18 protein-coding genes are annotated in these 25,664 nt (G+C 60.8%); 15 read left to right on the top strand and 3 right to left on the bottom strand.

The features are described from left to right. Positions 1–56: 56 nt before the first annotated feature. From KXD98_RS03645 to KXD98_RS03595, 11 genes are all read left to right on the top strand, one after another. Positions 57–812: a hypothetical protein gene (locus KXD98_RS03645; RefSeq protein ID WP_260761922.1), complete on the top strand. Its 756-nt coding sequence runs from the start codon at positions 57–59 to the stop codon at positions 810–812. Between the two features lie 4 nt (positions 813–816). After that, positions 817–2,226, top strand: a complete 1,410-nt coding sequence (locus tag KXD98_RS03640; protein WP_260761921.1) for a site-specific integrase — start codon at positions 817–819, stop codon at positions 2,224–2,226. Continuing rightward, positions 2,213–4,033, top strand: a complete 1,821-nt coding sequence (locus KXD98_RS03635) for a hypothetical protein (RefSeq protein WP_260761920.1) — start codon at positions 2,213–2,215, stop codon at positions 4,031–4,033. Before KXD98_RS03640 ends, KXD98_RS03635 begins: the two co-directional genes overlap by 14 nt. 14 nt (positions 4,034–4,047) lie before the next feature. Next, positions 4,048–6,090: a hypothetical protein gene (locus KXD98_RS03630; protein WP_260761919.1), complete on the top strand. Its 2,043-nt coding sequence runs from the start codon at positions 4,048–4,050 to the stop codon at positions 6,088–6,090. Then, on the top strand, positions 6,087–6,503 hold the full coding sequence (locus KXD98_RS03625) for a hypothetical protein (RefSeq protein WP_260761918.1): 417 nt from the start codon (positions 6,087–6,089) through the stop codon (positions 6,501–6,503). The genes KXD98_RS03630 and KXD98_RS03625 overlap by 4 nt, the downstream gene beginning before the upstream one ends. Positions 6,504–6,678: 175 nt before the next feature. Next, complete coding sequence (locus KXD98_RS03620; RefSeq protein ID WP_260761917.1) at positions 6,679–6,873, top strand: helix-turn-helix domain-containing protein; 195 nt, start codon at positions 6,679–6,681, stop codon at positions 6,871–6,873. Positions 6,874–6,876: 3 nt separating this feature from the next. Next, positions 6,877–10,146, top strand: coding sequence for a helicase-related protein (locus tag KXD98_RS03615; RefSeq protein WP_260761916.1), 3,270 nt, complete (start codon positions 6,877–6,879; stop codon positions 10,144–10,146). After that, on the top strand, positions 10,143–10,799 hold the full coding sequence (locus KXD98_RS03610; protein WP_260761915.1) for a DUF4391 domain-containing protein: 657 nt from the start codon (positions 10,143–10,145) through the stop codon (positions 10,797–10,799). Before KXD98_RS03615 ends, KXD98_RS03610 begins: the two co-directional genes overlap by 4 nt. 18 nt (positions 10,800–10,817) lie before the next feature. After that, positions 10,818–12,674: a site-specific DNA-methyltransferase gene (locus KXD98_RS03605; protein ID WP_260761914.1), complete on the top strand. Its 1,857-nt coding sequence runs from the start codon at positions 10,818–10,820 to the stop codon at positions 12,672–12,674. Between the two features lie 5 nt (positions 12,675–12,679). After that, positions 12,680–15,760 (top strand): type III restriction-modification system endonuclease, encoded by a 3,081-nt coding sequence (locus KXD98_RS03600; RefSeq protein ID WP_260761913.1) that lies wholly within the window; start codon positions 12,680–12,682, stop codon positions 15,758–15,760. Between the two features lie 27 nt (positions 15,761–15,787). Then, positions 15,788–17,566, top strand: a complete 1,779-nt coding sequence (locus KXD98_RS03595) for a hypothetical protein (RefSeq protein WP_260761912.1) — start codon at positions 15,788–15,790, stop codon at positions 17,564–17,566. A 251-nt stretch (positions 17,567–17,817) separates the two neighbouring features. Here KXD98_RS03595 and KXD98_RS03590 read toward each other — a convergent pair whose 3' ends face one another. Next, complete coding sequence (locus tag KXD98_RS03590; protein ID WP_065069457.1) at positions 17,818–18,579, bottom strand: ATP-binding protein; 762 nt, start codon at positions 18,577–18,579, stop codon at positions 17,818–17,820. Next, positions 18,579–20,207 (bottom strand): IS21 family transposase, encoded by a 1,629-nt coding sequence (gene istA, locus KXD98_RS03585; protein WP_197508292.1) that lies wholly within the window; start codon positions 20,205–20,207, stop codon positions 18,579–18,581. The genes KXD98_RS03590 and istA overlap by 1 nt, the downstream gene beginning before the upstream one ends. Between istA and KXD98_RS03580 the strand changes: the two genes are divergently transcribed. Beyond that, on the top strand, positions 20,145–21,740 hold the full coding sequence (locus KXD98_RS03580; protein ID WP_260761911.1) for an IS256 family transposase: 1,596 nt from the start codon (positions 20,145–20,147) through the stop codon (positions 21,738–21,740). The two genes, istA and KXD98_RS03580, sit on opposite strands and share 63 nt — an antisense overlap. A 24-nt stretch (positions 21,741–21,764) precedes the next feature. Here the strand turns inward: KXD98_RS03580 and KXD98_RS03575 are convergent, their stop codons facing one another. After that, on the bottom strand, positions 21,765–22,496 hold the full coding sequence (locus KXD98_RS03575; protein WP_019348133.1) for a DUF6933 domain-containing protein: 732 nt from the start codon (positions 22,494–22,496) through the stop codon (positions 21,765–21,767). 18 nt (positions 22,497–22,514) lie between these two features. Here KXD98_RS03575 and KXD98_RS03570 point away from each other — a divergent pair, with 18 nt between their 5' ends. The 3 genes from KXD98_RS03570 (at position 22,515) to KXD98_RS03560 (ending at position 25,283) form a co-directional block, all read left to right on the top strand. Continuing rightward, a complete protein-coding gene (locus tag KXD98_RS03570) occupies positions 22,515–22,916 on the top strand; it encodes a hypothetical protein (protein ID WP_019348132.1) in 402 nt (133 codons plus the stop codon). Between the two features lie 233 nt (positions 22,917–23,149). Beyond that, positions 23,150–24,394 (top strand): IS256 family transposase, encoded by a 1,245-nt coding sequence (locus KXD98_RS03565; protein ID WP_081284802.1) that lies wholly within the window; start codon positions 23,150–23,152, stop codon positions 24,392–24,394. A gap of 250 nt (positions 24,395–24,644) precedes the next feature. Beyond that, positions 24,645–25,283: a hypothetical protein gene (locus KXD98_RS03560; protein ID WP_260761910.1), complete on the top strand. Its 639-nt coding sequence runs from the start codon at positions 24,645–24,647 to the stop codon at positions 25,281–25,283. Positions 25,284–25,664 lie beyond the last annotated feature (381 nt).

Raw genomic sequence — 25,664 nt, 5'->3', positions numbered from 1 at the left:
CTCCGGTTGCAAGGTCGGGATAGGTCGAGACGTACACGAAGGAGGGGGCTGCGGCGATGTGGGAGGAGTCCGATAACGCGGTCGGCGACCTGCTTGCGTCGCGGGTGCTCGGTTCGAGCGGTCAGATCGACGAGTCGGTGAGAGTGAGCAGCTGGTGGGCTGATCGTGGAATCTCGATCGATTCCGCGGAACTAAATCGCGACAAGTTATTTGAACTCGCCCAACGTCGCCGGGAAAGCGCTGACCCGGATTGGGTGTCGTTCCTGTGGCATGTACTGGCCTGGGGTGTGATGGGCGACTACCGGAATTCCCCGACGATCGTGGAAAGCGCCGCCGGCGACACGCAGCGCCGCCGGCTCAACGACATTCTCAGCGCGGCCTCCGAAGCCAGTTATCGAGGCGACATTCGCTCTGCCTACACGGCGATCCGCGGCAAAGTTCCGCGACTGGGTCCTGCCTTCTTCTCGAAGTTCCTCTACTTCACCGCGAACCGCGAGGTATCGAATTGCCGTGCAATGATTTTGGACTCTCGGGTGAACGCTGCGATCTTCACTCTCACTGGCCGCGACTACTCAGAGGAGAAGCCGGCGGTTTACGAAAACTTCTGCGATGCAGTCCACGAATGGTCACGGAAGTTTGATACGCCAGCGGATGCGATCGAGTTTCGCCTGTACCAGTTCGGCCAGCTCATTGACTCACGCCGGTGGAAGTGGCTCCACGCGGAGGTATCGCTGTATCGCGAAGGGCGTACCCACGTTGGGTTCGACGACATAGCCGCAAGACGTGCCCTTCTCACGGGCTGGACGAGGTAGCGACGTGGACCTGTACTTTGCAGACTGGCAGGGTGTCGAGAGGCTTGGCCTCGCGGCCATTGAACTACCGCGCACTCGGACGGTCGCGAACGGAACGCCGGTCATCGTCGACTCGGCGATGCGGCCTGTTGAGCCTCTGTGCACGTTTCTTCGGTTGTACTCCGAGAACATCTCACACAACTCGGCCTACGCGTATGCCCTTGATACTCTTCGCTTTACCCGGTTCCTCGCGAAGAACAACACAGATGTGTTGACCGCCGACCGTGCCGATCTCCTCGCCTACCGCAAACACCGCCTCGCCTCAGGCCTGTCCACACGGTCATGGTCCCGGGAGCTGGTAGTGATCCGAACGCTCTTCAAGTACCTGTTCGAAACGGGCCAGCGGAAAGACCTACCTTGGATTCGGGTCGGGAGCAGATCCCTTGTCACACCGAAGACCACGAAGACCGAACTCGACGTCAGAGCACTCTCGCACGAGCAATGGACCGCCTTTAGGAACATCGGCATGGGCGGCGAGCTACCTTCCGGAGAATTCGATCCGAGCTACCGCGGCCGCTCCACAGTCAGAAACACCTGCGCCGCCGAGCTCGCATTGACCACGGGGATGCGATTGAACGAGTGGCGAACTCTCCTTGACATCGAAGTACCGCAAAACGATCGCGGTGTCAGCCTTGCGCTCGCCGCCTGCGCGAAGAACGGGCGATTCCGGCGCGTCTACGTGCCGGTATCGACCGTCGAGATGGTCAACCTGTACCGCGAAACAGAACGCAAGTCGACCGTTCGACGCGCGCAGAGTCTGCTCAGGAAACGACTTCCTTCCATGGCGATCGCAGAAGAAATCGACACGAGCGCAGGGAGAATCACGTACTCCTATCAGGGATGCCGTCATCGAGCAAAGATCGTCGATATACCAGTCGGAATCCGCAGCATCCTCGTGAAGCAAGGACCGGATGGGTGGGTTCAACCGCTATCGCTCTTCCTCGGAAAGATGGGAAGGCCACCTTGTGCCCGTAGATGGCATCAGTACTTCCGTGAAGCCAATGAGCGCCTGGCCGCCTTCGATTTTGGGCCGCCGAGGATGCCGTCGGCGGTAACGACGCACGACCTTCGACACACATTCGCCGTCGTGATGCTCCGTGGGTTGCAGGAGAACGCAGCGACAATCGAGGCGACACGACCCCGCACGGGAACGGGAACCATCAGTGAGCACATCGTTCACAACCCCTTGCTGACGTTGCAGCGGCTGCTCGGTCACGCCAGCCCTTCGACGACGATGATCTACCTCCGCTACATCGACGAGTCCGACGAACTGATTCAACGCGCCTTCGAGTCGTGGGCCGACAGCGAACGAGACTATGCGAGCTATGTCATGGAGCAGATCGGCCAAGAAGAGCATCGCGATGAATCCGCCTGACATTCAACCCCACACGGTGACCTTCCCGGACTCCTCCACGTTGAAAAGCTGCAGCATCGATCCAACGGAATACGTCGCCGCCACCCTCATTCGTGAGTTGGCGCAAGGCTGGAGAGAAAGCTCCGTCGAGTTCCAATTGTCGGCGTCCACGGTGTCGGGGAGGGCGACCTCGATTCGCGCGGTCGGAAGATTCCTCACCGAGGAGTCCGACCGATTCCTGACCCTGCACAGCGATGGCCCGGAGGTTGCGAATCGGCTGCACGACTGGGAAGCCGCCATGGTCGCGAAGTACCCGCCCGAGAGCAAGCAGCCCAAAATGATGGGCTACGACGTCCGCATCGCCGTCTCGCACTTCATCCAGACCAACAACCTCACGAACGGCGTGATCGCTGACTGGGCCGATAGCCCTGTCCTGGACGGGCGCCCACTCATTGCCGCACCGCTCGATGAGTTCAGCAATGCCGAACGCCAACAACTGGAAACAGCGTGTCGACAGATTGTTCGCGATACCGAGGACCGTCTGGCCCACGGTGACCGCCTACTGGCGATGGGTCGAGACCCACGCCGCTTCGGATGGGATCGGCTAGAGAACGTCGTGTGGGCCTTACGGTGGCTGCCGTTTGACGAGTCGTTCAGTACTCATCTCATTGCTGGCGGCAAGCGCCAGCTGGATCCGACCGAGGTCGATCAGCTGTCCGGCTTGTACCGTGATCCTGCGCGAATCAACAAGCCTCCGCTCGTGTCGGCCGTCGGTGCCTTCCTCGTTCCTGATCCAGAATTCCTTCTTGCGGTCAGAATCCTGCTGCACCTGCAGACTGGATGGTCCCCTGAAGAGTCCGCTGACTTGACTCGGGCCGACATCAAGTTCGCCAGCGATTCCGTGAGGGTCAAAGCCGTGAAAGCTCGCGCACACCGAGTTCGATGGCACACTTTGCGATCCTCAGAAGCTCACCCGTGGGGATGGACCGCTGGAGACCTCCTTCGCCGCGCTGCCAACGCTATGCGGCACGCTCACGCATTGACGCCCGAGGAATCCGCATTCTGGACCACCGCAGCGAAATGCTCGAACCGGCGCAACGGCGAATACCCGAACTGGTTGATCCGCGCCCACACATTCTCACCAGCGATCATCTCGCTGGGCAAGATCGTTCAACGCCGCGGGCTTGCGATCAGCGAACCTCACGACATGCGGAGGCTGCGAAAGACCGTGAAAAGTGCGCGGGCTGCGCTGCTGGGCACCCTCAGCGGCGCCGCCGGTGACGATCACACAATCGAGGTCTTCCGCCAGCACTACGCACAGTCGACCACCGTGCGAACGATCTCTGCCCAGACCGCGATCCGCGTGCAGCAGAAGGTGCTTCAGAACGCGATGGCTGGTCCGGCTCTGGTCACAGCGACGGCCGAGGACATCGCCGAAACAGGCGACGGTGATCAGAAACTTGTTGAGCTGGCCAGGCAGGTTGCCTCCGAGACGCCAGTCGAACAACAACTCACCGTCTCCGCATGCATCGATCCTTACGAAGGCCCCTTCACTCAGCAGGGAACTCTGTGTCACGCTTCGCCATCGATGTGCCTGCAGTGCCGCAATGCCGTCGTCTTCCCTGAGCACCTGCCACGACTGCTCGCCTATAACGAAGTGCTGCAATCGCTCGAAAAAGACCTTCCACCGATGGTTTATAGCGAAGTCTATGGGCAACAGACACTGAACGTGAGGGCGATCATCGACAGATTCGACTCGAAGATAGTCGAATCAGCGCGGGGTAAAGCGCAACTGCACCGGCCACTGGGTCAGCGGGCTGAACAGTGACCCGCAGTCAGAGCGTGGCCGCGCCGGAACAGGGGGTGGTGTTCGCGGCGGATGAATCAGTCCTGCCGGAGAGTCGCCGTGTTGCGGATGGGCCGGATCCGAAATTCGGCGACTTCCCTCGATGGGACCTCATCGCCGGTGGTCTGGCGCCCAACCTGGCGCCGTACCGGGCACAGCTGCGATTCGACGACATCCCCGATGATTGGCGGCTTACTGCGAAGACCCTCGCGATGGCGATGCTTCAGCCGACCCACTGCGCCCTTCGCGCTGCCGGTATATACCGTTCGAACCGGCCGCGAAAACTGAAGACGATCCAGATGACTCTCGCCGAGTTGAAGGCATTTGCGACGTGGGCATCGCAACAAGGAATGCCAAATGACCTGTCTCAGTGGACATCGGCGGACTGCAAGAAATATCTGGCAGAGGTTGAACGCACCAGGGCTCGGACCGCTCCATTCGCTGCGCGAGATCTCCTCAAAGCGTTCGTGACTTACGGATCGGTTCTCCCCAACGGTGCGCTTGATGTGGTACTCCCTGCGATGGAAGGTCGACAATCGAGCACCATCCAAACGCCAGTGATCCCCCCGACGACGTTCTGGCCACTTGTCCGTGCCTGTTGGACCTATCTGAGTGTGTTCTCCGAGGACATTCTCACTGCCCGGCGACAGTTGGATCTTCTGGAGTCTCTACCGCGAACGGGTAGAGCATTCCGGATTGGCGCCCAAGACAGTGCACTCGACGCCTGGCTCAACTCGCCGCATGCCGTCATACCCTTGCATATCCAGGACTGGGGTAAGGGCCTACGCGGCCAACCCAACTGGATTGCACTGAGCCTAAAGGTGTTTGGAAGACGCAGCGGTGCCGTCTTCAACGGACCCTACGGAATGCCTCGACGACAGCGAGTCATCGACGCCATGGAACACGGCCTTCCGACGCAGCTCGGCGTCTGCGACCTGCAACCGAAAGAGGTCGAACGGAGCGACGGCACTCGCGGCCCATGGATCGAAGGGTTCGACCACAGCACCGTATGCAAGGAGGTCACCCAACTCCGCAACGCGGCCTACATCTTCGTCGGCATCATGACGATGATGCGCGACAGCGAAATTCAAGGTATCGCCAGCGGATCTCTGAGAACGTACTATGGCGCACCCGCTGTAGAGAGCATGCTGCATAAAGGTCAACAGGGCGCCGGCAAGCGCGAACTCTGGTGGGTTAGCAGTCCTGTAATCGAGGCCTTGAAGATCGCCGAGGAGATCGCAATCAAACCAGACCGGCTCTTCGGAAGCGTACGCAACGGCACTGACCGCCAGTTGGCCGGATTCGACCAGCACGAACAGATCAACGGCTTCGTTGCATGGGTGAACGCCAACACCGCCACGACCGGGCTCGAGCCGATTCCCACGACGCCCCTGTCACCGCACATGTTCCGCCGGACCATGGCCGTGATTACCGCCAATGAACCAGACGGGGAAATAGCCCTAGGAATCACCCTGAAACACAACGCCGTTCGGGCTTTGGCCAACGTCACTACCTCCGGATACGGATCACCCACCCCCGAATGGGCCAAAGAATTCGACCACCAGGGCAAAGAAGCCGCAGCTGGGGAGATTGTCGCGGACTGGGCTAACCATGCTCGCGGCGAAAAGTCGATCCGCGGCCCCGGTGCCAGAGCTTTCATCAACGGCCTAGATGCCGTATCAGAAAGGGCCAACACCGTGGCGGTGGGCAATGACCGCATGCTCCGCAACCTGCTGCGCGACGAATTCGCCACCATCCGACTGGGGAGCCTCAATCATTGTCTCGGTGACCCCGACAAGGCGCTCTGCCTCGACGGCGCGTCCGCAGCGATCCGAGCAGGCGGCCCCATACCCAGCATGTGCCAGCCCTCTACTTGCCGTAACTCGGTCATCACCAACAAGCACCTCCCCGTCTGGTTGCACGAAGAATCCGACCTTGTCGACAAGCTCAAGGACACGAAGATGGCAGCGGTGCACCGCGAACGTCTCGAAGCGCAGCTCGCCGATATCCAGAAGATCACCCGACAGGAGCCGAAGTGACCGCTGTCGGTCCGGCAACAGAGCAGAAACTTCGGGACGCGATGGAACGCCTCCTCGCAGGCAAGGCCAGACGAACCGACGGTCGCCTCACCAAGGCCAATCTGCACACCGAAGCCGGCGTCAGCCGCGCAACCATGAACCGTGCCACCGCCGTGATCGCCGACTGGGAAACCGCCGTCGACGGACATTCCGCACCGCGGGATTCCAAGATCATCGAGCTGGAGGAAACGGTCACCAAACTCCGGCAGACGATCGCGACGCTTCGCGGCCACAACGCCGATCTCGAACACCGGAACAAGGCCGCCGTGACTGTCATCGCCGAGCTGCACGCCCAAGTCCAGGCGTTCCGTGGCGAGGCCCCGAACGGCACGGTAACGCCGATACGAAAGCGCCAGCCACGCCGCGGCTGGTAACCAACCGCGCGGCCACGCAGTGCGACGGCCGTGCCCTCTTCGGCAAATCGCGCCCCCTGGCCAGGGTAAATCTGGCGTCACCGGCATAATCGGGTCGAAACCCGGTTAAACCGGTTTGCTGTCAGTTAGGCTCTGCCCGTTCATGCACCCATGTCGACGCAGCGGGAGGATCCTTTTGTCTGAGCCGTGGCTGTCGGCAGACGACATTGCTTCCCACCTGGGCGTCACCAAGGACACCGTTTACACCTGGATCGCCGACAAAGGAATGCCGGCGCACAAGGTGGGCCGGCTGTGGAAGTTCCAATCCACTGAGGTCGACGACTGGGTCCGGAGCGGGGGCGCGGCGACCGACGACATTGGCGAGGGCTGAGCAATGCGCATCATCGACAACGTCAACGAACTGCTCGGAGACGACCTCAAAGGTGAGGTTCGGCCGGGCTCCAAACTGCGGATCGCCGCATCGACATTTTCGATCTTCGCGTTCGAGGCGCTGCGCAAGGAGCTAGAACGGATCGAAGAGCTCGAGTTCGTTTTCACATCCCCCTCGTTCGTCGCTGCGGACGCCACCGATCAGTTGCCGAAAGAACGCCGCCAGTTCTTCATCCCCACGGCACGAGACGGGGAATCTTCGCTTTACGGTTCGCAATTCGAGATCAGGTTGCGCAACCAGCTGACACAACGCGCTATCGCGCGGGAGTGCGCAGACTGGGTGCGCCGCAAGGTCCGATTCCGCTCCAACCGGACCGGAGCGCCGATGCAACAGTTCGCAGTCATTGATGACCGCGTTGCCTACCAACCAATCCAAGGATTCACGTCGGCTGACCTCGGCTATGAACGCGGAAACGCAGTCTCCAACATCGTCACCAAACTGGACGAATCTCCAATGGCGACACAGTATGTCGCGCTCTTCGAGCAGATCTGGAACAACCCGAATCAGCTTGAAGATGTGACCCAGTCGGTGCACGACCACATCGCAAGCGTGTACGCGGAGAACTCGCCGGCCCGGATCTACTTCGTGGTTCTCTACAACCTGTTCTCTGAGTTCCTCGAAGACATCAGCGAGGACGTTCTGCCCAATGATCGCACCGGGTATCAAGAAACACAGGTCTGGAACAGCCTCTACAACTTCCAACGTGACGCCGCAACCGGAATCATCAACAAGTTGGAAACCTACAACGGCTGCATCCTCGCCGACAGCGTCGGCCTGGGCAAGACGTTCACCGCGCTTGCGGTCATCAAGTACTACGAGCTGCGCAACAAATCCGTTCTCGTCCTTGCGCCGAAAAAGCTCGCCGAAAACTGGACCAACTACAACGCCAACCTGACCACCAACATCTTCGCCGGCGACCGCTTCAACTACGACGTTCTTGCCCACACCGACCTCTCCCGCACCAAGGGTGAATCTCTAGGATTGCGGCTCGACCGAATCAACTGGGGTAACTACGATCTCGTCGTCATCGACGAGTCCCATAACTTCCGCAACGCCGACTACGCCGAAGAGAAGGAGTCGCGCTACCAACGGCTCATGCGCCAAGTCATCCGCGAAGGCGTCAAAACCAAAGTCCTCATGCTGTCGGCGACCCCGGTCAACAACCGCTTCAACGACCTCAAGAACCAACTCCAACTCGCCTACGAAGGTGAATCCGACAACCTCGCTCAACAGCTCAACCTATCCACCACGGTCGATAAGGTCTTCAGCGACGCACAGCGCGTGTTCAACGAGTGGTCCAAACTTCCCCCCGAGACACGCACCGCCGACCGAATCCTACAGATGCTCGACTTCGACTTCTTCGAACTCCTCGACGCGGTCACAATTGCCCGTTCCCGCAAGCACATCCAGGCGTTCTACGACACCACCGAGATCGGCACATTCCCCAAACGTCGCCACCCCGAGTCGATCAGGCAGCCGCTCTCCGATCTCCCCGACGTGCCAGCCTTCAATGACATCTTCGCCCAGCTCCAGGTGCTGACCTTGGCGGTATACACGCCGCTCGCCTACGTCTTCCCCAGCCGAATCAGCAAGTACGAAGAGCTGTACAACGTCAAGGGCGGTACTGCACGCTCCAACATCGGACAACGCGGACGTGAGCAGGGCCTGAAGAAGCTCATGACCGTCAACCTGCTCAAGCGCCTGGAAAGCTCCGTGGAGGCGTTCCGTCTCACCCTCTCCAAAATCGAAGCAGCAGTTGACCGCACCCTCGACCGACTCGATTCGCGAACCGGATCTCTCACGGGGATTAACGTCGACTTCGCCGGACTCGACCTGGACGTCGACGACGAAGACGACGCCAACGTCGAAGCCCTCTCCTTCGGAGAGAAGATCAAGATCGACCTCAACGACATCGATACGGAATCCTGGCAACGTGACCTGGCTAACGACCGCGAGACCTTACGCGCACTCCTAGAAGAGATGCACAAGGTCACCCCGGCCCACGACCTGAAACTCCAGAAGCTCAAACGCCTCATCGAGGACAAATCTGCAAACCCTTTCAACCCCGGGAATCGCAAGGCTCTGGTCTTTTCCGCATTCGCCGACACAGCCGACTACCTCTACCGCGAGCTCGCGCCATCATTTCGTGGGGCCGGGATACAGACCGCACTGGTCACCGGTGGTGCCCACGCCGCGAAAACGACCTTGGGTACAGGCTATGACTTCCAGCAGGCCCTGACACTCTTCTCGCCGCGATCCAAGCAACGTCACCTCACCATGCCCAAAGAGACAGCCGAGCTGGACCTGTTGATCGGTACCGACGTGATCAGTGAAGGCCAGAATCTTCAGGATTGCGACTACCTCGTCAACTACGACATCCATTGGAACCCCGTCAGGATCATCCAACGATTCGGCCGGATCGACCGCATCGGTTCGACCAACGCCGAGATCCAACTCGTGAACTTTTGGCCGGACATCTCCCTGGACGAGTACATCAATCTCAAGGAGCGCGTCGAAAGCCGAATGGTGATCGCCGATCTCGCCGGAACCGCTGACGATAACGTTCTCACCCTTGAGGACAGTGACGCACTATTCCGCAAAGAGCAGCTCCGAAAGCTCCAGGACGAAGTGATCGAACTGGAAGACGTCCGAACCGGTGTTTCCATCACCGACCTCGGGCTCAATGACTTTCGAATGGACCTGCTCGGCTATCTCAAGGAATACGGCGACCTCGCCGCGGCCCCGAAGGGGCTACACGCAGTGATTCCCGCCGACCCAGCCAGAGGTCTCCTTCCGGGCGTGCTTTTCGCCCTCCGCAACATCAACGCCGACGACAACATCAACCGCGGCAATCGCCTTCACCCCCACTACCTCGTATACCTCGACAACGAGGGCAATATCATCGCCGACCACACCGAGGCCAAACACCTGCTCGACTTGATCCGTACGGGATGTCGCCCCTACGACGAGCCGGTTACCGACGTCACCCACATCTTCAACGACACCACACGCGAGGGCGCAGAAATGGGCACCTACTCAGAACTGCTCACCGCCGCAATCCATTCGATGATCCAAGTCACCGAAGAACGTGACATCGACAGCCTCTTCACCGGCGGTGCCACCACAGCGCTAACCCAAGCGATCGCCGGTCTCGACGACTTCGAACTGATCGCCTTCATCGCTGTCGTCGATCCCAGCAAGGGAGCGACGTGACCGACGTCCTCTACCGCTGGCCGGCCGCCGCCAAATTCGGCCGCCAAGTACCCAAGACCAAGTTCTACGAACACGGCACAGTATCTGGCGCACTGCGTGAGAAGTTCGTCAACGAGGTTCAACGCATCACCTGGGCCTACAAGCTCGCCGAGTCCACCACTAACCTCGCCGGTGACCAACAGGTCCCCGAGATTCAGGTCTTCCAGATCGACGCTAAAGGCGACGACGTCAGCGAACCCGTGATCGCTGCGATCGACAAAGCCGTCCAGACACCGATCATCTTCGAGGTCACCAGCAGTGACGGACGTACCCGCATGACTGCAACCCACAAGCAGGTAACCTCCGCATCGACGAAGCTCGGCGCCTACTATACGACCGATTGGCACACAGACACCGCTGCACGGCAACCACTTCCACCCGTCATTACGCTGCCGGCCCTATACACAGCACTCGTGCAATCCCTCACTCCGGTGTCAACGCGACCTGGTGAAGGACTATCGGAAGCGGCTGCGCGGCTGGAGGCGATCCGCAAGCTTGAGCGCGACATCGCCGCGCTACAACGAAAACTTCGAACTGAGCCGCAACTAAATCGCAAAGTCGAGCTGCGGCGCATCCTGAAAGCCAAGCAAGCAGAACTGGAACAGCAAAGGTAACCGGTGGAGAAACTTCGCATGACATCACCTGACTTAACCGAGGCCAACATTGACAAGATCGCCGACCTGTTCCCCAGCGTAATCACCGAAACGCTCCAGGGCACCGGAGCCGCACAAGTTGTGAAGCGGGGCATCGACTTTGACCTTCTACGCCAGGAGCTTTCTGATCACATCGTCGAGGGGCCTCAGGAGCGATATCAGGTCAATTGGCCGGGTAAGCGTGCCGCAATTTTTGCTGCAAATGCACCGGTCGCAAAGACGTTGCGGCCGGTCGTGGAAGAGTCAGTGAATTTTGACACTACTCAAAACATTTTCGTCGAAGGCGACAATCTCGACGCTCTCAAGCTGCTTCAAGAGTCGTACCTGGGCAAGGTGAAACTCATCTACATCGATCCGCCATACAATACCGGCAGGGATTTTGTCTACGCGGATGACTTCGCCGAGGACACCACGTCCTATCTGGGGCGATCCGGCCAATCTGACGACGAAGGTTCGAGACTGGTTGCGAACCCTGAGTCCAACGGTCGCTTCCACTCCAACTGGCTCACCATGATGTACCCGCGACTCAAGCTGGCAAGGAATCTGCTAGCAGAAGACGGGGTCATCTTCATCTCGATCGATGACACTGAGGCAGCTAACCTCCGGCGCCTGTGCGACGAGATTTTCGGGGAATCCAACTTTGTTGTCGACGCTATCTGGCGTTCGAAAGACAACAGTAATAACGATGCCAAGCGGTTTTCACTGGATCACAACCACACCCTCGTGTATGCCCGTAGCAGTCAGTGGTTTCCTGTGCGGATCTCCGACAGCGCTAAACGGGGCCACTTCAAAAATCCTGACAACGATCCGAAGGGGCCATACTTCGATGGCAATCCCCTCAATTCACCAAACTATCGAGAGAACCTGATCTATTCACTCACCTCTCCGCAAGGAATCGAGATCCCCGCTCCCAAGAACGGCTGGCGCTGGTCTCGGGAAGCTATGGACGCGAAGATCGCCTCTGGCGAGATTCGATTCACCCCTGATGGCAAGGGTATTCGGCGTCGCACCTACCTCGCTGAGATGGAAGGCTTGCCACCGTCGAGCTTGTGGATTGATCTAGAGCGCACCGGACACAACCGGCAGGCCAAGTATGAACTAATGAAATTAATGCCCGAGGATGTTTTCGACACCCCAAAGCCCGTAAAGCTCTTGAAGTACATCCTCCAGTTGGCGTCAAGCGATCCCGAGGCCACAATCCTCGATTTCTTTGCAGGCAGCTCCACCACGGCACATGCCGTGATGCAGATGAACGCGGAGGACGGCGGCCGACGTCGCTTCATTATGGTGCAGCTGGATGAGAAGCCGGATCCGAAATCTGGTGCCGCAAAAGCTGGCTTCGACACCATCGCAGAGATTTCACGCGAGCGGATCAGACGCGCTGGTGCGAGAATAATCGAAGACGCCGGGCTTGCCGCCCATCAGCTGGATGTGGGATTTCGCTCGTTCAAGGTCGACACGACGAACATGACGGACGTGTCCGCAACGCCCGATGAAACAGGCCAAGCTGAGTTGGTCCAACTGATCGATAGTGTCAAGCCAGGCCGGTCCGGCGAGGACCTTCTGTTCCAAGTGCTGCTCGACTGGGGTCTCGAGCTGACGATGCCCATCAACGTCGAACACCTCGAAGGACATCGAGTCTTCTTCGTCGAGAACGGCGCGGTTGCTGCATGTTTCGAGACTGAGATCAATTCAGAGTTGGTGAGAGCCGTCGCAAGGCGCGAGCCACTGCGGGCCGTTTTCCGCGACTCGAGCTTTGCGTCCGACGATGCTCGGATCAATGCGACGCAGATCTTCCGTGAAATTTCCCCTGCAACGGATGTGAAGGCCATCTGACGTCGATGAAACTCCAGTTCAAGGTCCAGCAGTATCAGACCGACGCGGTGGATGCGGTTGTCGAGGCATTCGCTGGACAGCCGAAGCATGACGGCATCTCGTATCGAATCGATCCGGGCAGGGTTAACGACACCGGCAACCCGACGTTGTTTGAACCGAGCATGGGGCCGGACTCTGGCCTGCGTAACGCGGAGATTGCGCTGACGTCGGCGCAACGGCTCGACAATGTTCACAAGGTACAGCGCTCCCGGAACCTGCCGCTATCACCGAAGCTTGTAGACAGTAAGGCTGCCCCAGGGGCACCGAATCTCGATGTCGAGATGGAAACCGGTACCGGCAAGACCTATGTCTACATCAAAACAATCATGGAGCTGAACAAGCGTTACGGCTGGTCCAAGTTCATCATCGTCGTTCCGTCAGTCGCCATCCGCGAGGGCGTGCAGAAGTCGTTCGGTGTGACGGCTGAGCACTTCCAACAGATGTATGGCTCGAAGCCGCGGTCGTTCATCTACAACTCTTCTCAGCTTCACGAGCTTGAGGGGTTCAGCTCCGATGCAGGGGTACAGGTGATGATCATCAACATTCAGGCATTCAATTCGACGGGCAAGGACAACCTCCGAATTTACGAAGTGCTCGATGAGTTCCAATCCCGACGTCCTATCGACGTCATCAGTGCCAACCGGCCAATCGTGATCATCGACGAGCCCCAAAAGATCGGTGCTCCAAAGGCATTGGAATCGCTATCGCGATTCAATGCACTTATGGTGTTGCGCTACTCCGCCACTCACAAGGTTGAGCACACCAAAGTCCACCGGCTGGACGCCGTAGACGCCTATAACCAAAAGTTGGTGAAGCGAATCTCGGTGCGCGGAATCACAGTCAAGGGGCTCGCCGGCACCACTGCCTACCTCTACCTCGATGCTATCGAGATAGCCAAGGGTGCCAAACCCCGTGCTCGTGTTGAGATCGAAGTCCAGACGAAGACCGGGCCGATCGCCCGTCAGACTAAGCGCCTGGATGTGGGCGCCAACCTTCACGATATCGCCAATGGCATTGAGGCCTACAAGGGCCTGTTCATTACTGATATCGACGCCAACCGTGATGTAATCGAACTTAGCAACGGCGACGTTGTCATGGCCGGCCAGCTGGCGGACCGCGACATCACAGAAGAAACCAAGCGGCGCATCCAGATTCGCGAGGTTATCCGCGCACACCTCAACCGCGAGCGCGAGCTTTTCACTCAAGGCATCAAGGTGTTGTCGCTTCTCTTCATTGACGAGGTCGCGAAGTACCGTGACTACGATCGTGAGGACACCCTAGGTGATTACGCACGGTTCTTCGAAGAGGAATACCTCGCCCTCGTCTCCGAGATGCTTAGTGAGCTCGAACTCGACGCCGCGACCAGTGCATACCAACAGTACCTACGCCGCGACGACGTGAATGCGGTACATGAGGGCTATTTCTCTATCGACAGGAAGACCAAACGGCAAGTCGACCCCACCGTAGCGAAGCGGGGAGACGAGGTCGGTCAATCAACAGATCCCGACGCTTACGACCTGATCCTCAAAGACAAGGAACGACTACTGTCTTTGTCCGAGCCGGTGCGCTTCATCTTCTCCCACTCCGCCCTCCGTGAAGGTTGGGACAACCCCAACGTCTTCGTGATGGGCATGCTCAAGAAGAGCGACAATACCGTCTCGCGGCGCCAAGAAATTGGACGCGGACTTCGTTTGGCCGTTGACCAGAATGGCGAGCGCATGGACAACCCCGTCACCGTGCACGACATCAACGAGCTGACGGTCGTCACGGACGAGTCATACACGGATTTCGTCGCAGGGCTACAGAAAGAGATCGCCGAGACGCTCAGTGTGCGTCCCCGCAAAGCGGAGGTTAAGTTCTTTACCGGTAAGACAATTCAGACCGAGGATGGCGAGTCAATCGTCGAAGAAGCCCTCGCCCGTGCGCTTCAGATGTACCTCATCAAGAACGACTACCTCAATGAGGACTACACGCTCTCCGATACGTACCGGGATGCCAGGAAGGCTGGGACGCTCGAAGAGCCATCGTCAGAAATTCTGAAGCCCATGATCAGACATCTTCTGCCATTGGTTGATTCCCTCGACCAGAAACTGCCTGTTCCCGCCGACAGTCGCAAGAGCAAGAGGATTCCGCTTAACGAGGCCAACTTCTCCAAGAAGGAGTTCCAGGCACTCTGGAACCGCATCAATCACAAGGCCGTATATCAGGTTGAGTTCGACTCTGCCGAACTGATCAGCAAGTGTATTCATACGCTCGACAACCACCTCAATGTCGCAGCAATGCAGTATGTCGTTCAAGCAGGAAGTCAGATCGATGCCCTCGATGCCGACGACCTCTCGACCGGCAAGGGCTTTGGCATCTCTAGTACAGCCACGCACACCGAGAACACCTCTGCCGGCTCGCAGGTCAAGTACGACTTGCTCGGTGAAGTCACCGAGAAGACTCATCTCACCCGGAGGACAGCCGCTGCGATACTCAAGGGGGTCAATCCAGATACGTTTGCGAAGTTTAGGCTCAACCCAGAGCAGTTCATCACTGAGGCCGCTCGGCTCATCAATGAGCAGAAGGCGACCGCCATCATCGAGCATCTGACATACGACACCCTCGAAGACCGCTTCGACACAGCGATCTTCACCGAAAATCAGACCACCCACGACTTCGCCAACGCCGGAAGCAAGCTAACGAAGCACATCTATGACTACGTCGTCACCGATTCAAAAGTGGAGCGCAAGTTCGTCACCGAGCTTGATACTAGTAACGAAGTCGCCGTCTACGCCAAGTTGCCACGTGGATTCTTCATTCCGACTCCGGTTGGGGACTACAACCCTGACTGGGCGGTCGCCTTCACCGACGGTGCGGTCAAGCACATCTACTTCGTAGCCGAAACCAAAGGCTCGCTCTCCTCTCTCCAGCTGAAAGGAGCAGAGGAGGCCAAGATCGAATGTGCACGTAAGTTCTTCAAATCACTCAACGAGAAGAACGGTGAAGACGTCAAGTACGACGTGGTTACCGACTACACCCAACTCATGCAGCTGGTGACGGTCTGAGTGGACAGGCAACAGGAGGCGTCTCAGGTGGCTGGCCAGGAGAATCCCAGCCCTCCTGACCCCCGAGAGACGTTGGCCGAGTGGGCAAATGAGCAGGACGAGTGGGTACGCCTAATCGTCCGCCAGGTACTCGGCAGCGGGCGGGCTCTTTCAGCAGACGACATTGACGTGGCATACGCACTCTTCAGACAGGAGAAGGGGCTCGACCAGCGTTCCCTCCCGGCGGAACCGGACCTTGCCGTCGAGGCAGTGGAGGAAGACGCCGAACTCCCCCTCGTCATCACCAAACTCTCTGGAGTCACCGGCGTTAACGCAATTGTCACCGGTTCGGTAATCGAACCGCACGCTGGAATGACCATTCTGTTCGGGGAAAACGGCACCGGCAAGACTGGCTACGCCCGAATCTTCAAGGCGCTCGCAGGAAGTCGTACCGCAGACGCAATTCTCGGCGACATAACTACAGATGAAGATGTGGCACTCTCCGCGAAGGTCGAATACCTAGTTGGAGCTGAAGCAAAGGAGTTCGCGTGGGCTGGAGCTCAGGCGCAAGCGCCCTTCACACGGATGTCTATCTTTGATAGTCCAGCAGTTAACTTTCACGTCGATGATGACTTGGAATACTCCTACGTCCCAACTGTTCTCGCTCTGTTTAACCACGTGAATGCAGCGATTAAAAGCGTGCACGAAAGGATCGACCAATCCGTCGGCGTCCTCTCATCCGGGTCGACTGCACTCCTAAGTCGCTTTCCGCGAGAGTCGAGTATTTATCCGCTTGTAGAGACGCTCGGCGCCTCCACAGACCTGGCTGACCTGAACGCGCGAGCCGACCGGGCGTCAGACGCGGACGAACGGATCGACATCTTGCGCCGCGCGGTTGCGGCGCTCGAAGCCGACACCATCACTGTTCATATCGCCGAGCGACAACGGAACGAGCGAGTCCTAGGACAGGCGGCCTCTGCTGCGGCCGCGCTCGGGTCGATGAACACCCAAGGGCTGAACGAGAATGTCCACCGCCTCATTGAGCTCGAGGCCGACTATCGGGCATTCCGTGCAGAACTGTTCTCAGCCGCCGATCTCCCAGCGGACCCGGAAGAGACATGGGAAGCCTTCGTCTCGAGTGGCGATCGGTATAAGGCGCATCTGGAATCACTCAACGTTCACGATGCGGAGCGATGCCTCTACTGTCGGCAGCCTTTGGCTGATCCAGCAAGAGCCCTTGTCGAGAAGTATTCCGAGTACCTGACGGACAGAATCAGCTCCGACATCGCTGCAGTGCGTGAAAGCATCGACAGCACCACTACTCCCATCCTGGCGATTCAGCTCACCGACATCGACACATTTTTAGGTGAATGCGAAGACCGCTCCGACAGGCCGTCCTTCTACGCGGCGGTCTCTAACATCAGCGGTGCGGTTACTGCTGTCGTGGAAGCGATTCGAGCAGGAGAGAGCATAGATCCCTCGCTCCTGGCCACCATGCCGACTCTGTCCGCTGAGGTGTTGGAAGCGCGAGGTGCCCTGCAGGCCGAGATCACAGACCTCAAAGCCCAAGAGGCAAATCGCGCCGATGCCCTTCGATTGAAGAAGCGTGAGCTGGCGGAGCTAACTGCAGCTGCAGAATTGGCGAAATCGTGGATGACCATCGAGGCACAAGTAGCACGGGCAAAAGAGTCGGACAAGTTAAGGGTCTTGGCAGGCAAGTTCTCTGCTCTGGGGCGGTCGGTGACGGAACTCGCCAAGGCTGCGAGGAGCAATGATCAGAACCTGTGGATCCCGGGAGGACGCACCTTCCCGGATGATGATCTTTGACGAAACAGGATTCTGATCAAGACCAGCGTTGGCGCGCTGGCGGGAAGGCACGCCCGTGCTCACGGTAGTACACGAAGGCCGAGACCCGAACGAGGTCGTGTCCGGGACGCGGTGTAAATACGGAGCACGGGCGTAGGTTCCGCTTCACGACCTGCAAGTCTGTTTAGCCGGAGTTTTGGGTAGCGCGGATGTAGTGATCCGGTAGCGCGGGCGCGGCGACGGGGTAGCGGTCCGCGCCCGTGCTTCCGGGGTCAGGCAGTGGCTTCGCTGTGGGCGTGGCGGCGCATGTTGGGGCCGTCGAGTTGGACGAGTTCGGCGTTGCTGACGATGCGGTTCAGGATGGATTCCGCGATGACCGCGTCGTGTAGTGATCGATACCAGTCCTCGGGGTCGAATTGGCTGGTCACGACCGTCGACCCGCGTCCTTCGCGGGCGGCGAGGATGTTCAGTAGCTCCGCGGCGGTTTCCCCGGTGATCGGGGTGGTGAGGAAGTCGTCGAGCACGAGCAGGTCGCAGGTATGCAGCCCGGTGAGGAACGCGAGGCGTTGCGCGTCTTGCCGGTGGTAGACGGCGAGCTGGTTCGCGAGGTCGTCGAGCCGGTAGTAGCGTGCGGTGTAGTCGCGTCGGCAGGCGGCGTTCACGAGCGCTTGGGCGAGGTAGGACTTCCCGACGCTGGATTTGCCGAGGATGACGAGGTTGTGGGTCTGGTCGATCCAGCGGCAGGCCGCGAGTCGGGCGACGAGTTCCCGGTTCAGGTTCCGCCCGTCGAGGTAGTGGATGTCTTCGACGCAGGCTGCCGGGTTCGGGGTCCGGGATGCTTTGAGCAGCTTGAGGACGCGGCGTTCGGTGCGGGCGGCGGTCTCTTGTTCGAGGGCGTGGCGGATCTTCTGTGAGAACGTCCACTGGTCGTAGGTCGGGTCGTTCGCGATGTCGATCACCGCTTCCCCGAACGCGGTCATCCGCAGCCTCGTGAACAGGGGCATGTCATCGGTGGTGAGGTGCTGATCCAACATCACTTACCGCCTCCCGCCCGGTCGCCGCCTGATCGCAGAGCGTCGAGGCTGAACGCTCCCGCGCCGGCCAGATGCGCCCGACTGGTGTCCCGACGACCCGACGCCCCGACCGTCGGCGATGCGACGATGCCGCCGAGGATGTCGCCGTCGGTGGTGGAGGGACGGGCGTCGGCGCTGGCTCGGAGGGCGGTGATGCGGTTCTTGACGGCGGTGTAGGTGATCTGCCGGTGTGGGTCCTCGTCGACCAAGCCCTGGCAGGCTTGCTCGAGCAGGACCCGGCTGCCGCGTCTGCCGAGGTCGAGGATGTTCATGCAGGACCGGTAGCCCTGCGCTTCGATCACCCTCCCGTCCAGCAGCCGGGTCAGCACGGTCACGGTGCCGGGGCCGACCTTCGACGCCTGCCGGAGGAAGTACCCGCGCGTCCAGAGCCCCGACACCGCGTCGGCATGTGCGGGCGCGTGCTCGGGGTCGGTGACATACCCGTTGCGTCGCGACCCCAGGACGTGGGTCGCGATGATCTCCCCGCCGGAGAGCACGTCGATCTGCTCCCCGATGACCCGGACGTCGACGCTGAGACCGGCGAACCGGGACGGGACGGAGTACTTGATCGTGTCGAGCTGGATATGCCAATCCCGGTGGACCTTCGCCTTCCGCCAGATCACCGGCTCCCAACGCTGAGCCGGCAGCGAGATCAGCTCATCCCGCTCGGACTCGGTGAACCAGTCGCGGCGCGACCGCTGCTCACCCCGGAACGGGGTCCGGTCGTTGATCGCCTCGACTTGGGCGGCGACGGCGGTGTTCAGCTCGTCCAGCGACGCGAACACTCGGCCTTCGAGGTAGTGGATCACCCAGTTCGTGACGACCTTCACCCCGGCTTCGACATGCCCCTTGTCGCGGGGACGATACGAGCGGGTCGGGACGGCGGCGGTGGCGTAGTACTCCAGGAACTCCGCATAGGAGGCGTTCACGTCCCGGGCCTTCTCGGTCCGGGAGATCTGGTTCGACGCGGTCGACGCATTGTCCGGGATCACGACCTGGGTGACGCCGCCGAAGTACTCGAACGCGCGGCGGTGCGCGTCCAACCAGGCCGGCTGCTTCTCGTCCAGACACCCGTAAGCGAACACCATCCCCGAGAACGGCAACGACGCGACGAACACCGACACCCGCGTCGTCTCCCTCGTGACCGGGTCGGTAAGCCGCATCTGCGTGCCCGCCCAGTCGACCTGCATCGTATGCGCGGGAACGTGCGCGATTGGGAGGGTCAGATCGTTCACCCGGACATGCTCCGCGACGATCTGGCAGAACCGCTCATACCCGTAGAACCGGGCGCCCGCCGCCGCATCAGTCTCCAGATAGCGGGCCCACAACACCTTCAACGGCGGCTTGTTCCGGCCCAGCCTGGCTGCGACGACCCGCTCGATGTCGACGGGGACGAACTCGCAGACCACGCTCTTGCGGCCATCGGTGAACAGCCGGTCTATGTTCTCCAGCGACAGCCCGTCGACCTGCTCCCGCGTCGTGAAGCCCTCCTCGTCGAGGACCCGCCTGGCGCGCGCGATCGCGCGATGCGAGCACCCCAGCATCGCCTCGATCTGCCTATACGCATACCCCTGCACCAGCAGGCTCATCACAAACCGGTAATCCGTCATCGCCGACGTTCCTCTCCACCAGCGACCAGCCCTTGGCCGCGGCGGGAGACATCCTCGAACCCGACGCCGGAGCGCTACCGCCTCCCCGCGCACGTGCTACCGGATCGTTACACGCCCGCTACCCGAAGCCCCGTCTTAACACAAGTCTGCGAAGAAGGAGTCACGCCCGTGCCTGTTCGAGTATCAGCCGTCGATCGCATCCGCACCAGAATCGATGCCCTATTTGCCGAGGATCGGGAGCTTTCGGAGATCCTTGAAGAGGTTGCCCGGCTGGGCGCTCAACTGTTGATGCAGGCGGCCCTGGAGGCTGAGGTCACCGAGTTCCTCGGTCGCGAACGCTACCAACGCGCTGCTGCCTGTCCCGACGCTAACGGCGGCTCGCGCAACGGGTATCGACAGGTGACGGTGAAAACCACCACTGGGCCGGTTACGTTGGAGCGGCCGAAGCTGCGTGGCACCACCGCAGCGTTTGCGTCGCGGTTGTTCGGCAAGCACGTGACGAGAACCAACGCCTTGGAGACGCTGGTGATTGCCTCGTTCGTACGCGGGTTATCGGTGCGCGACGTGCAGGCCACCCTCGCCGAAACACTTGGCGACCAGGCCGCGATCTCCAAATCCACGGTCTCGGAAGTGTGCAAGGCGATCCGAGCCGAATACCAGGCGTGGGCGCGTCGTCGACTTGACGAGATCACGCTGGATTACCTGTTCTTGGATGCCAGCTTCTTTCGGATGCATCCGGGGTCGCCGGCCGAGCCGGTGCTGGCCGCCTGGGGCATCACCACCGAGGGCAAGCCGGTGTTCGTCGGGTTGGCGCCCGGGACCGGCGAGTCGACCGACGCATGGGCCGACTTCCTGACTGATCTGGGCGATCGCGGCCTGGGTTGTCCACTGTTGGTTGTCTCTGACGGCGCCAAGGGCCTGATCGCAGCCATCGAACAAATTTTCCCAAAAGCGTTGCGGCAGAGATGTCTTATTCATCGACTCCGCAACGTGCTCGCGAAGATTCCCGCCGGGATGCAAGCCGAGGTCCGCGACGGCTACTGGGCCATCTTCGATACCGCCGATCTGACGGTTGAACCGGGGCCTGGGCTCGTTGAGATCATCGACAAGCGGATCGAGGCGTTCGCCGCCAAATACTTCGACCTCTATCCGGCGGCGATGCGCATTCTGCTCACCGACAAAGCTGGGTTGACTGCCTATCTGCGGTTCCCGGTCGAACACCATGGGCGCGTTCGACATTCGAATTTTATTGAGCGCTCCTTTGGGGAGACCAAGCGTCGGACCAAGGTCATCGGCCGATTCCCCGGCGAGACCAGCGCCGTTAGCCTGGTATGGGCGGTGCTCGACCGGGCCTCGGCCGGTTGGCGCGGGCTGTCCATGACACCGGTCGGTACCCGATTGCTGCACGACCTACGTCGATCGCTGCTGGACCCACCCCGTGAACTGCGGCTGACACCGTCCACCACGAGTAACGGCACCAACCCCGCAGATCCCATCTCGGCCACCGCGTAACAACTCCGTGTCGCTTTGGCAGGCTCAGTTTCGGTGACGGCTGGCGGTGACCAGGTCGATCGGTGGGATGTAGCCGGTGATGCTGTTGATGGTGCGATGCAGGCCGTGGTGCAGCGCGTCGATGTCGCAGCGGGCCAGGCCGCCAGCGGTGGCGATGACGTGTTCGGTGGTGAACGCCAGGTCGTTGATCGTGCCCAGGATGCGGCGGTCGGCGGTCTTGGCCACGGCCACCTGCTGGGGATCAAGATCGCCGAGCGTATCGGCGGGCAGACCCTCGACGTGCAACGCGGCCTGGATCGCCGAGACGACCGGCGGGCCGATCGGGCGCAACCCGGCGGCGGTGACGTTCGGCATGAACACCGAGAACAAGGTCCCGGCGTGGGTCACCAGCAGGCATTTGCGTCGGTCGATCCAGACCAGGTGGGCATACCAGTCGGTCGCGCAGGCTTGGCCGATGGCCGGCTCAGGCGCCCTCAGCAGCGCCAACACCTTGGCGGTACATCGCAGCATCACGACCCATGATCGTAGGCAGCGTCCCCGAGGATCGGTACCCAAGAACACCGCGACGTGGCGCCGGTACAGTGTGGCGACGTGTTGGTCGCCGATCTGCATCACTTCCTCGACATGCCGCACGACGCTTCCGGTCCCGCGCGCCGCCTGGCACAACACCTGGGCGACATTGTCCGGGCGGGCACCGCCGGCCAGGTCGGTGATCGGTGGGTATCGGCATTGCCGTGTCGGCGCCGCCCCGCCCACAGGCGCTGCCCCGGGCGGATGACCATCGCTATCGCCTCGGCCGAGACGGCGGCGCCGATCCGATGGTCGTGCAGCGTCTGCGACGACGAGGGGGTGATCAGCAACTGGGCAGACTCCCCATACGACCTGCGCCGCCGCCGCTCCAGCGTTGCCGGCGACCTCAAGGAGGTCATCGTCAGCGACACGACCGCCGCCGTGTTACGCGACCTGATGCTGCTTGACCCCGACTGTGAGCGACTGGTGTACGGCATGCGCGCCCACCCAAACGGCGCTGCCTTACTGACCAATGCCGACGACCTCGAAGAGCTTATCGGGTTCGTAGCCGCCGAAGCCAACCACGAACCCAACCGCCGCCGCCAAGACCGCCTCGACGCCGCGTTCAACGCACTGACCGACGCCGCCCAAACCCTCTCCAGCTGAGCATCTCTCGGCCCTACGCATCAGCCCTGGGCGCGCCAAAGCATCCGCAGCAAGCTACCGAACCCGCTCGCCGTTATCCCCAACACCACCAGCTCAAGCTGCAAGAGCCTGTCACTTGAGTTCCCCAGCCCGTATGCTCACCCACGAAGCTGCGAACCGACCGGTGCTTTTACACCCACTTTCGGACGCGACCCCCGAACGAGGCCGGCGACGCCGCCGGTGCAGGCCGGTCGCTGCTCGATGAGATCGTTCGCGACGGTGCCCGGCAGATGCTCGCCGCAGCCCTGCAGGCCGAGGTCGCCGATTACATCGCCCGGCACGCCGGTGAAGTCGACGACAACGGCCACCGCCTCGTCGTACGCAACGGCTACCACACCGAACGCGACGTGATGACCGCCGCCGGTGCGGTGACGGTGAAGGCGCCACGGGTCAACGACAAGCGCATCGATCCCGAGACAGGCCAGCGTAAGAGGTTCTCGTCGGCGATCCTGCCGGCCTGGGCCCGCAGGTCCACCCAAGTGTCCGAGGTGTTGCCGCTGCTGTACCTGCACGGCCTGTCGACCAGCGACTTCGGGCCCGCCCTCGAGCAGTTCCTCGGCTCCGGTGCCGGCCTGTCGCCGGCCTCGATCACCCGGCTGACCGCGCAGTGGCAGGACGAGGCGAAAGCCTTCGGACAGCGGGATCTCTCGCAAGTCGACTACGTCTACCTGTGGGTCGACGGCATCCACCTGAAGGTGCGGCTCGAGCAGGAGAAACTCTGTCTGCTGGTCATGCTGGGGGTGCGGGCCGACGGACGTAAGGAACTCGTCGCCCTGGCCGACGGCTACCGCGAATCCACCGAATGCTGGGCCGATCTGCTGCGGGACTGCCGCCGCCGCGGAATGCGGGCCCCGGTGCTCGCGATCGGGGACGGCGCGCTGGGATTCTGGAAGGCACTGCGGGAAGTGTTCCCCGACACCCGCGAACAACGCTGCTGGTTCCACAAGCAATCCAACGTCCTTGCAGCACTCCCGAAGTCCGCGCATCCCGGCGCGTTGGCGGCGATGAAGGAGATCATCGGAGCCGAGGACATCGACAAGGCGCAGATCGCGATCGCGGCGTTCGAACAGGACTACGGTGCGAAATATCCGAAGGCAGTGAAGAAGATCGTCGATGACGCCGATGTGTTGCTCGAGTACTTTCGGTATCCGGCCGAGCATTGGGTGCATCTGCGTACGACGAATCCGATCGAATCGACTTTTGCGACGGTGCGGCTTCGGACCAGGGTGACCAAGGGTCCGGGTTCACGAGCGGCGGGGATGGCGATGGCCTACAAGCTGATCGAGGCCGCGCAGTCGCGGTGGCGGGCGGTCAACGCACCGCAGCTGGTCGCACTGGTGCGAGCGGGCGCGCTGTTCCACAAGGGCAAGCTCCTCGAACGGCCGGTCGACATCACCCCGGAACCCTCGCCCGACACTCCGGTGTCCGAGGTCGCCTGACGACCCCCGATCCACAGGATTTGACTATTCCTCGGCTGCGAGTGACCAACTCATCAATCAGAACTTCGACAAACTTTTCGCCGAAGAGTGCGATGCTCTCCGCGCTCCTGAGCTCAAGGTCGAATTCGTTGGCCGACAAGGCCGCGCCCACCGCCGAAAGACCCTGGCCGGCAGGCATCGGCCATCGAAGATCTTGTCTGAGGGGGAACAGAAGGTCCTAGCCCTTGCGGACTTTCTCGCTGAAGCCCGGTTGGCCGGCATCACAGCCCCAATCATCTTCGACGATCCCGTCTCCAGCCTTGACCATCGCCGTATCGACGAGGTTGCCCGCCGAGTTGCGGGCCTCGCGGAAGCCAACCAGGTCATCGTCTTCACTCACGACATTTTCTTTGCGATCACTCTGCTAGCGCTTTTTGAAACGTCGAAACGATGCGTCTATTACCAAGTCACCGATGAAGATGGGAAAGGTAAGGTGACTCGCGCATCCGGCCCGCGTTGGGATTCACTCAGCAGCCTCAAGGCCAACATCAACAAGACGATCGAGGCCGCGCGAGCTGTAGACGGCGAGGCTCGCGCCGCGTTGGTCCGGGATGGCTACAGCTGGATTAGGTCTTGGTGCGAAGTGTTCACTGAGACAGAACTATTGAAGGGCGTCTCGCAGCGCTATCAACCCAACATTCGCATGACCACACTGAGCGAGATCAAAGCAGGGGCGCTGCCTGCCGCATCCGAAGTAGTGACGCGAGTGTTTGAGGCTGCTTGCAGATTTATCGCAGCTCATTCGCAACCACTACCGACTCTCGGGGTTGGTCCGAGCCTCACTGGATTGGAGGAGCATTGGAAGGAACTGCAGGACGCCCGAGCGCACTACCTGGCCGCGACCGAGTGACCCCTTCTCTGTGTATCACCGCTCCGCGAGCTCGCTTCCGAGCGCAAATTGTGTCTCGTGAGACACAAAAATTTCGCATAAGTTCGTCGGCAATCAGCAGGCGCACGACGTCCTGGCGCAGCGCCATCATCAGCGGCACCATCTGGTAGGCGCGAGGCTCGACGGCGATGGAGGCCAGGCATCGGAACGGGCCTGCGGTGGAGCGGAACCCGATCCGCAGCGCGCTGCGTAGCAACGACGCGCTCAAATGATCGCCGAGATCCTCCGCGCGCGGCGGCGGGAACGACGCCGGGCTGACCCCCTCGCTGGCCAGCACCCCGGCGATGTCGTCGTCGATGCCGCCGATGGGCCGCAGCACAAGAAAGTCATCGGTGCTCTCCG

The organism is Mycobacterium sp. SMC-4 (assembly GCF_025263265.1).
Classification (GTDB): Bacteria; Actinomycetota; Actinomycetes; order Mycobacteriales; family Mycobacteriaceae; genus Mycobacterium.
The sequence above is the reverse complement of the archived record's forward strand: the minus strand, read 5'-3'. Positions and strand labels throughout refer to the sequence as shown.

Excerpts from the sequence above, each read along its gene's own strand:
- KXD98_RS03635 (WP_260761920.1), top strand. The coding sequence starts at position 2,213 with ATGAATCCGCCTGACATTCAACCCCACACGGTGACCTTCCCGGACTCC.
- istA (WP_197508292.1), bottom strand. The coding sequence starts at position 20,207 with ATGAGCCTGCTGGTGCAGGGGTATGCGTATAGGCAGATCGAGGCGATG.
- KXD98_RS03600 (WP_260761913.1), top strand. The coding sequence starts at position 12,680 with ATGAAACTCCAGTTCAAGGTCCAGCAGTATCAGACCGACGCGGTGGAT.
- KXD98_RS03590 (WP_065069457.1), bottom strand. The coding sequence starts at position 18,579 with ATGTTGGATCAGCACCTCACCACCGATGACATGCCCCTGTTCACGAGG.
- KXD98_RS03645 (WP_260761922.1), top strand. The coding sequence starts at position 57 with ATGTGGGAGGAGTCCGATAACGCGGTCGGCGACCTGCTTGCGTCGCGG.
- KXD98_RS03570 (WP_019348132.1), top strand. The coding sequence starts at position 22,515 with ATGACCATCGCTATCGCCTCGGCCGAGACGGCGGCGCCGATCCGATGG.
- KXD98_RS03605 (WP_260761914.1), top strand. The coding sequence starts at position 10,818 with ATGACATCACCTGACTTAACCGAGGCCAACATTGACAAGATCGCCGAC.
- KXD98_RS03580 (WP_260761911.1), top strand. The coding sequence starts at position 20,145 with ATGCGAGCACCCCAGCATCGCCTCGATCTGCCTATACGCATACCCCTG.
- KXD98_RS03615 (WP_260761916.1), top strand. The coding sequence starts at position 6,877 with ATGCGCATCATCGACAACGTCAACGAACTGCTCGGAGACGACCTCAAA.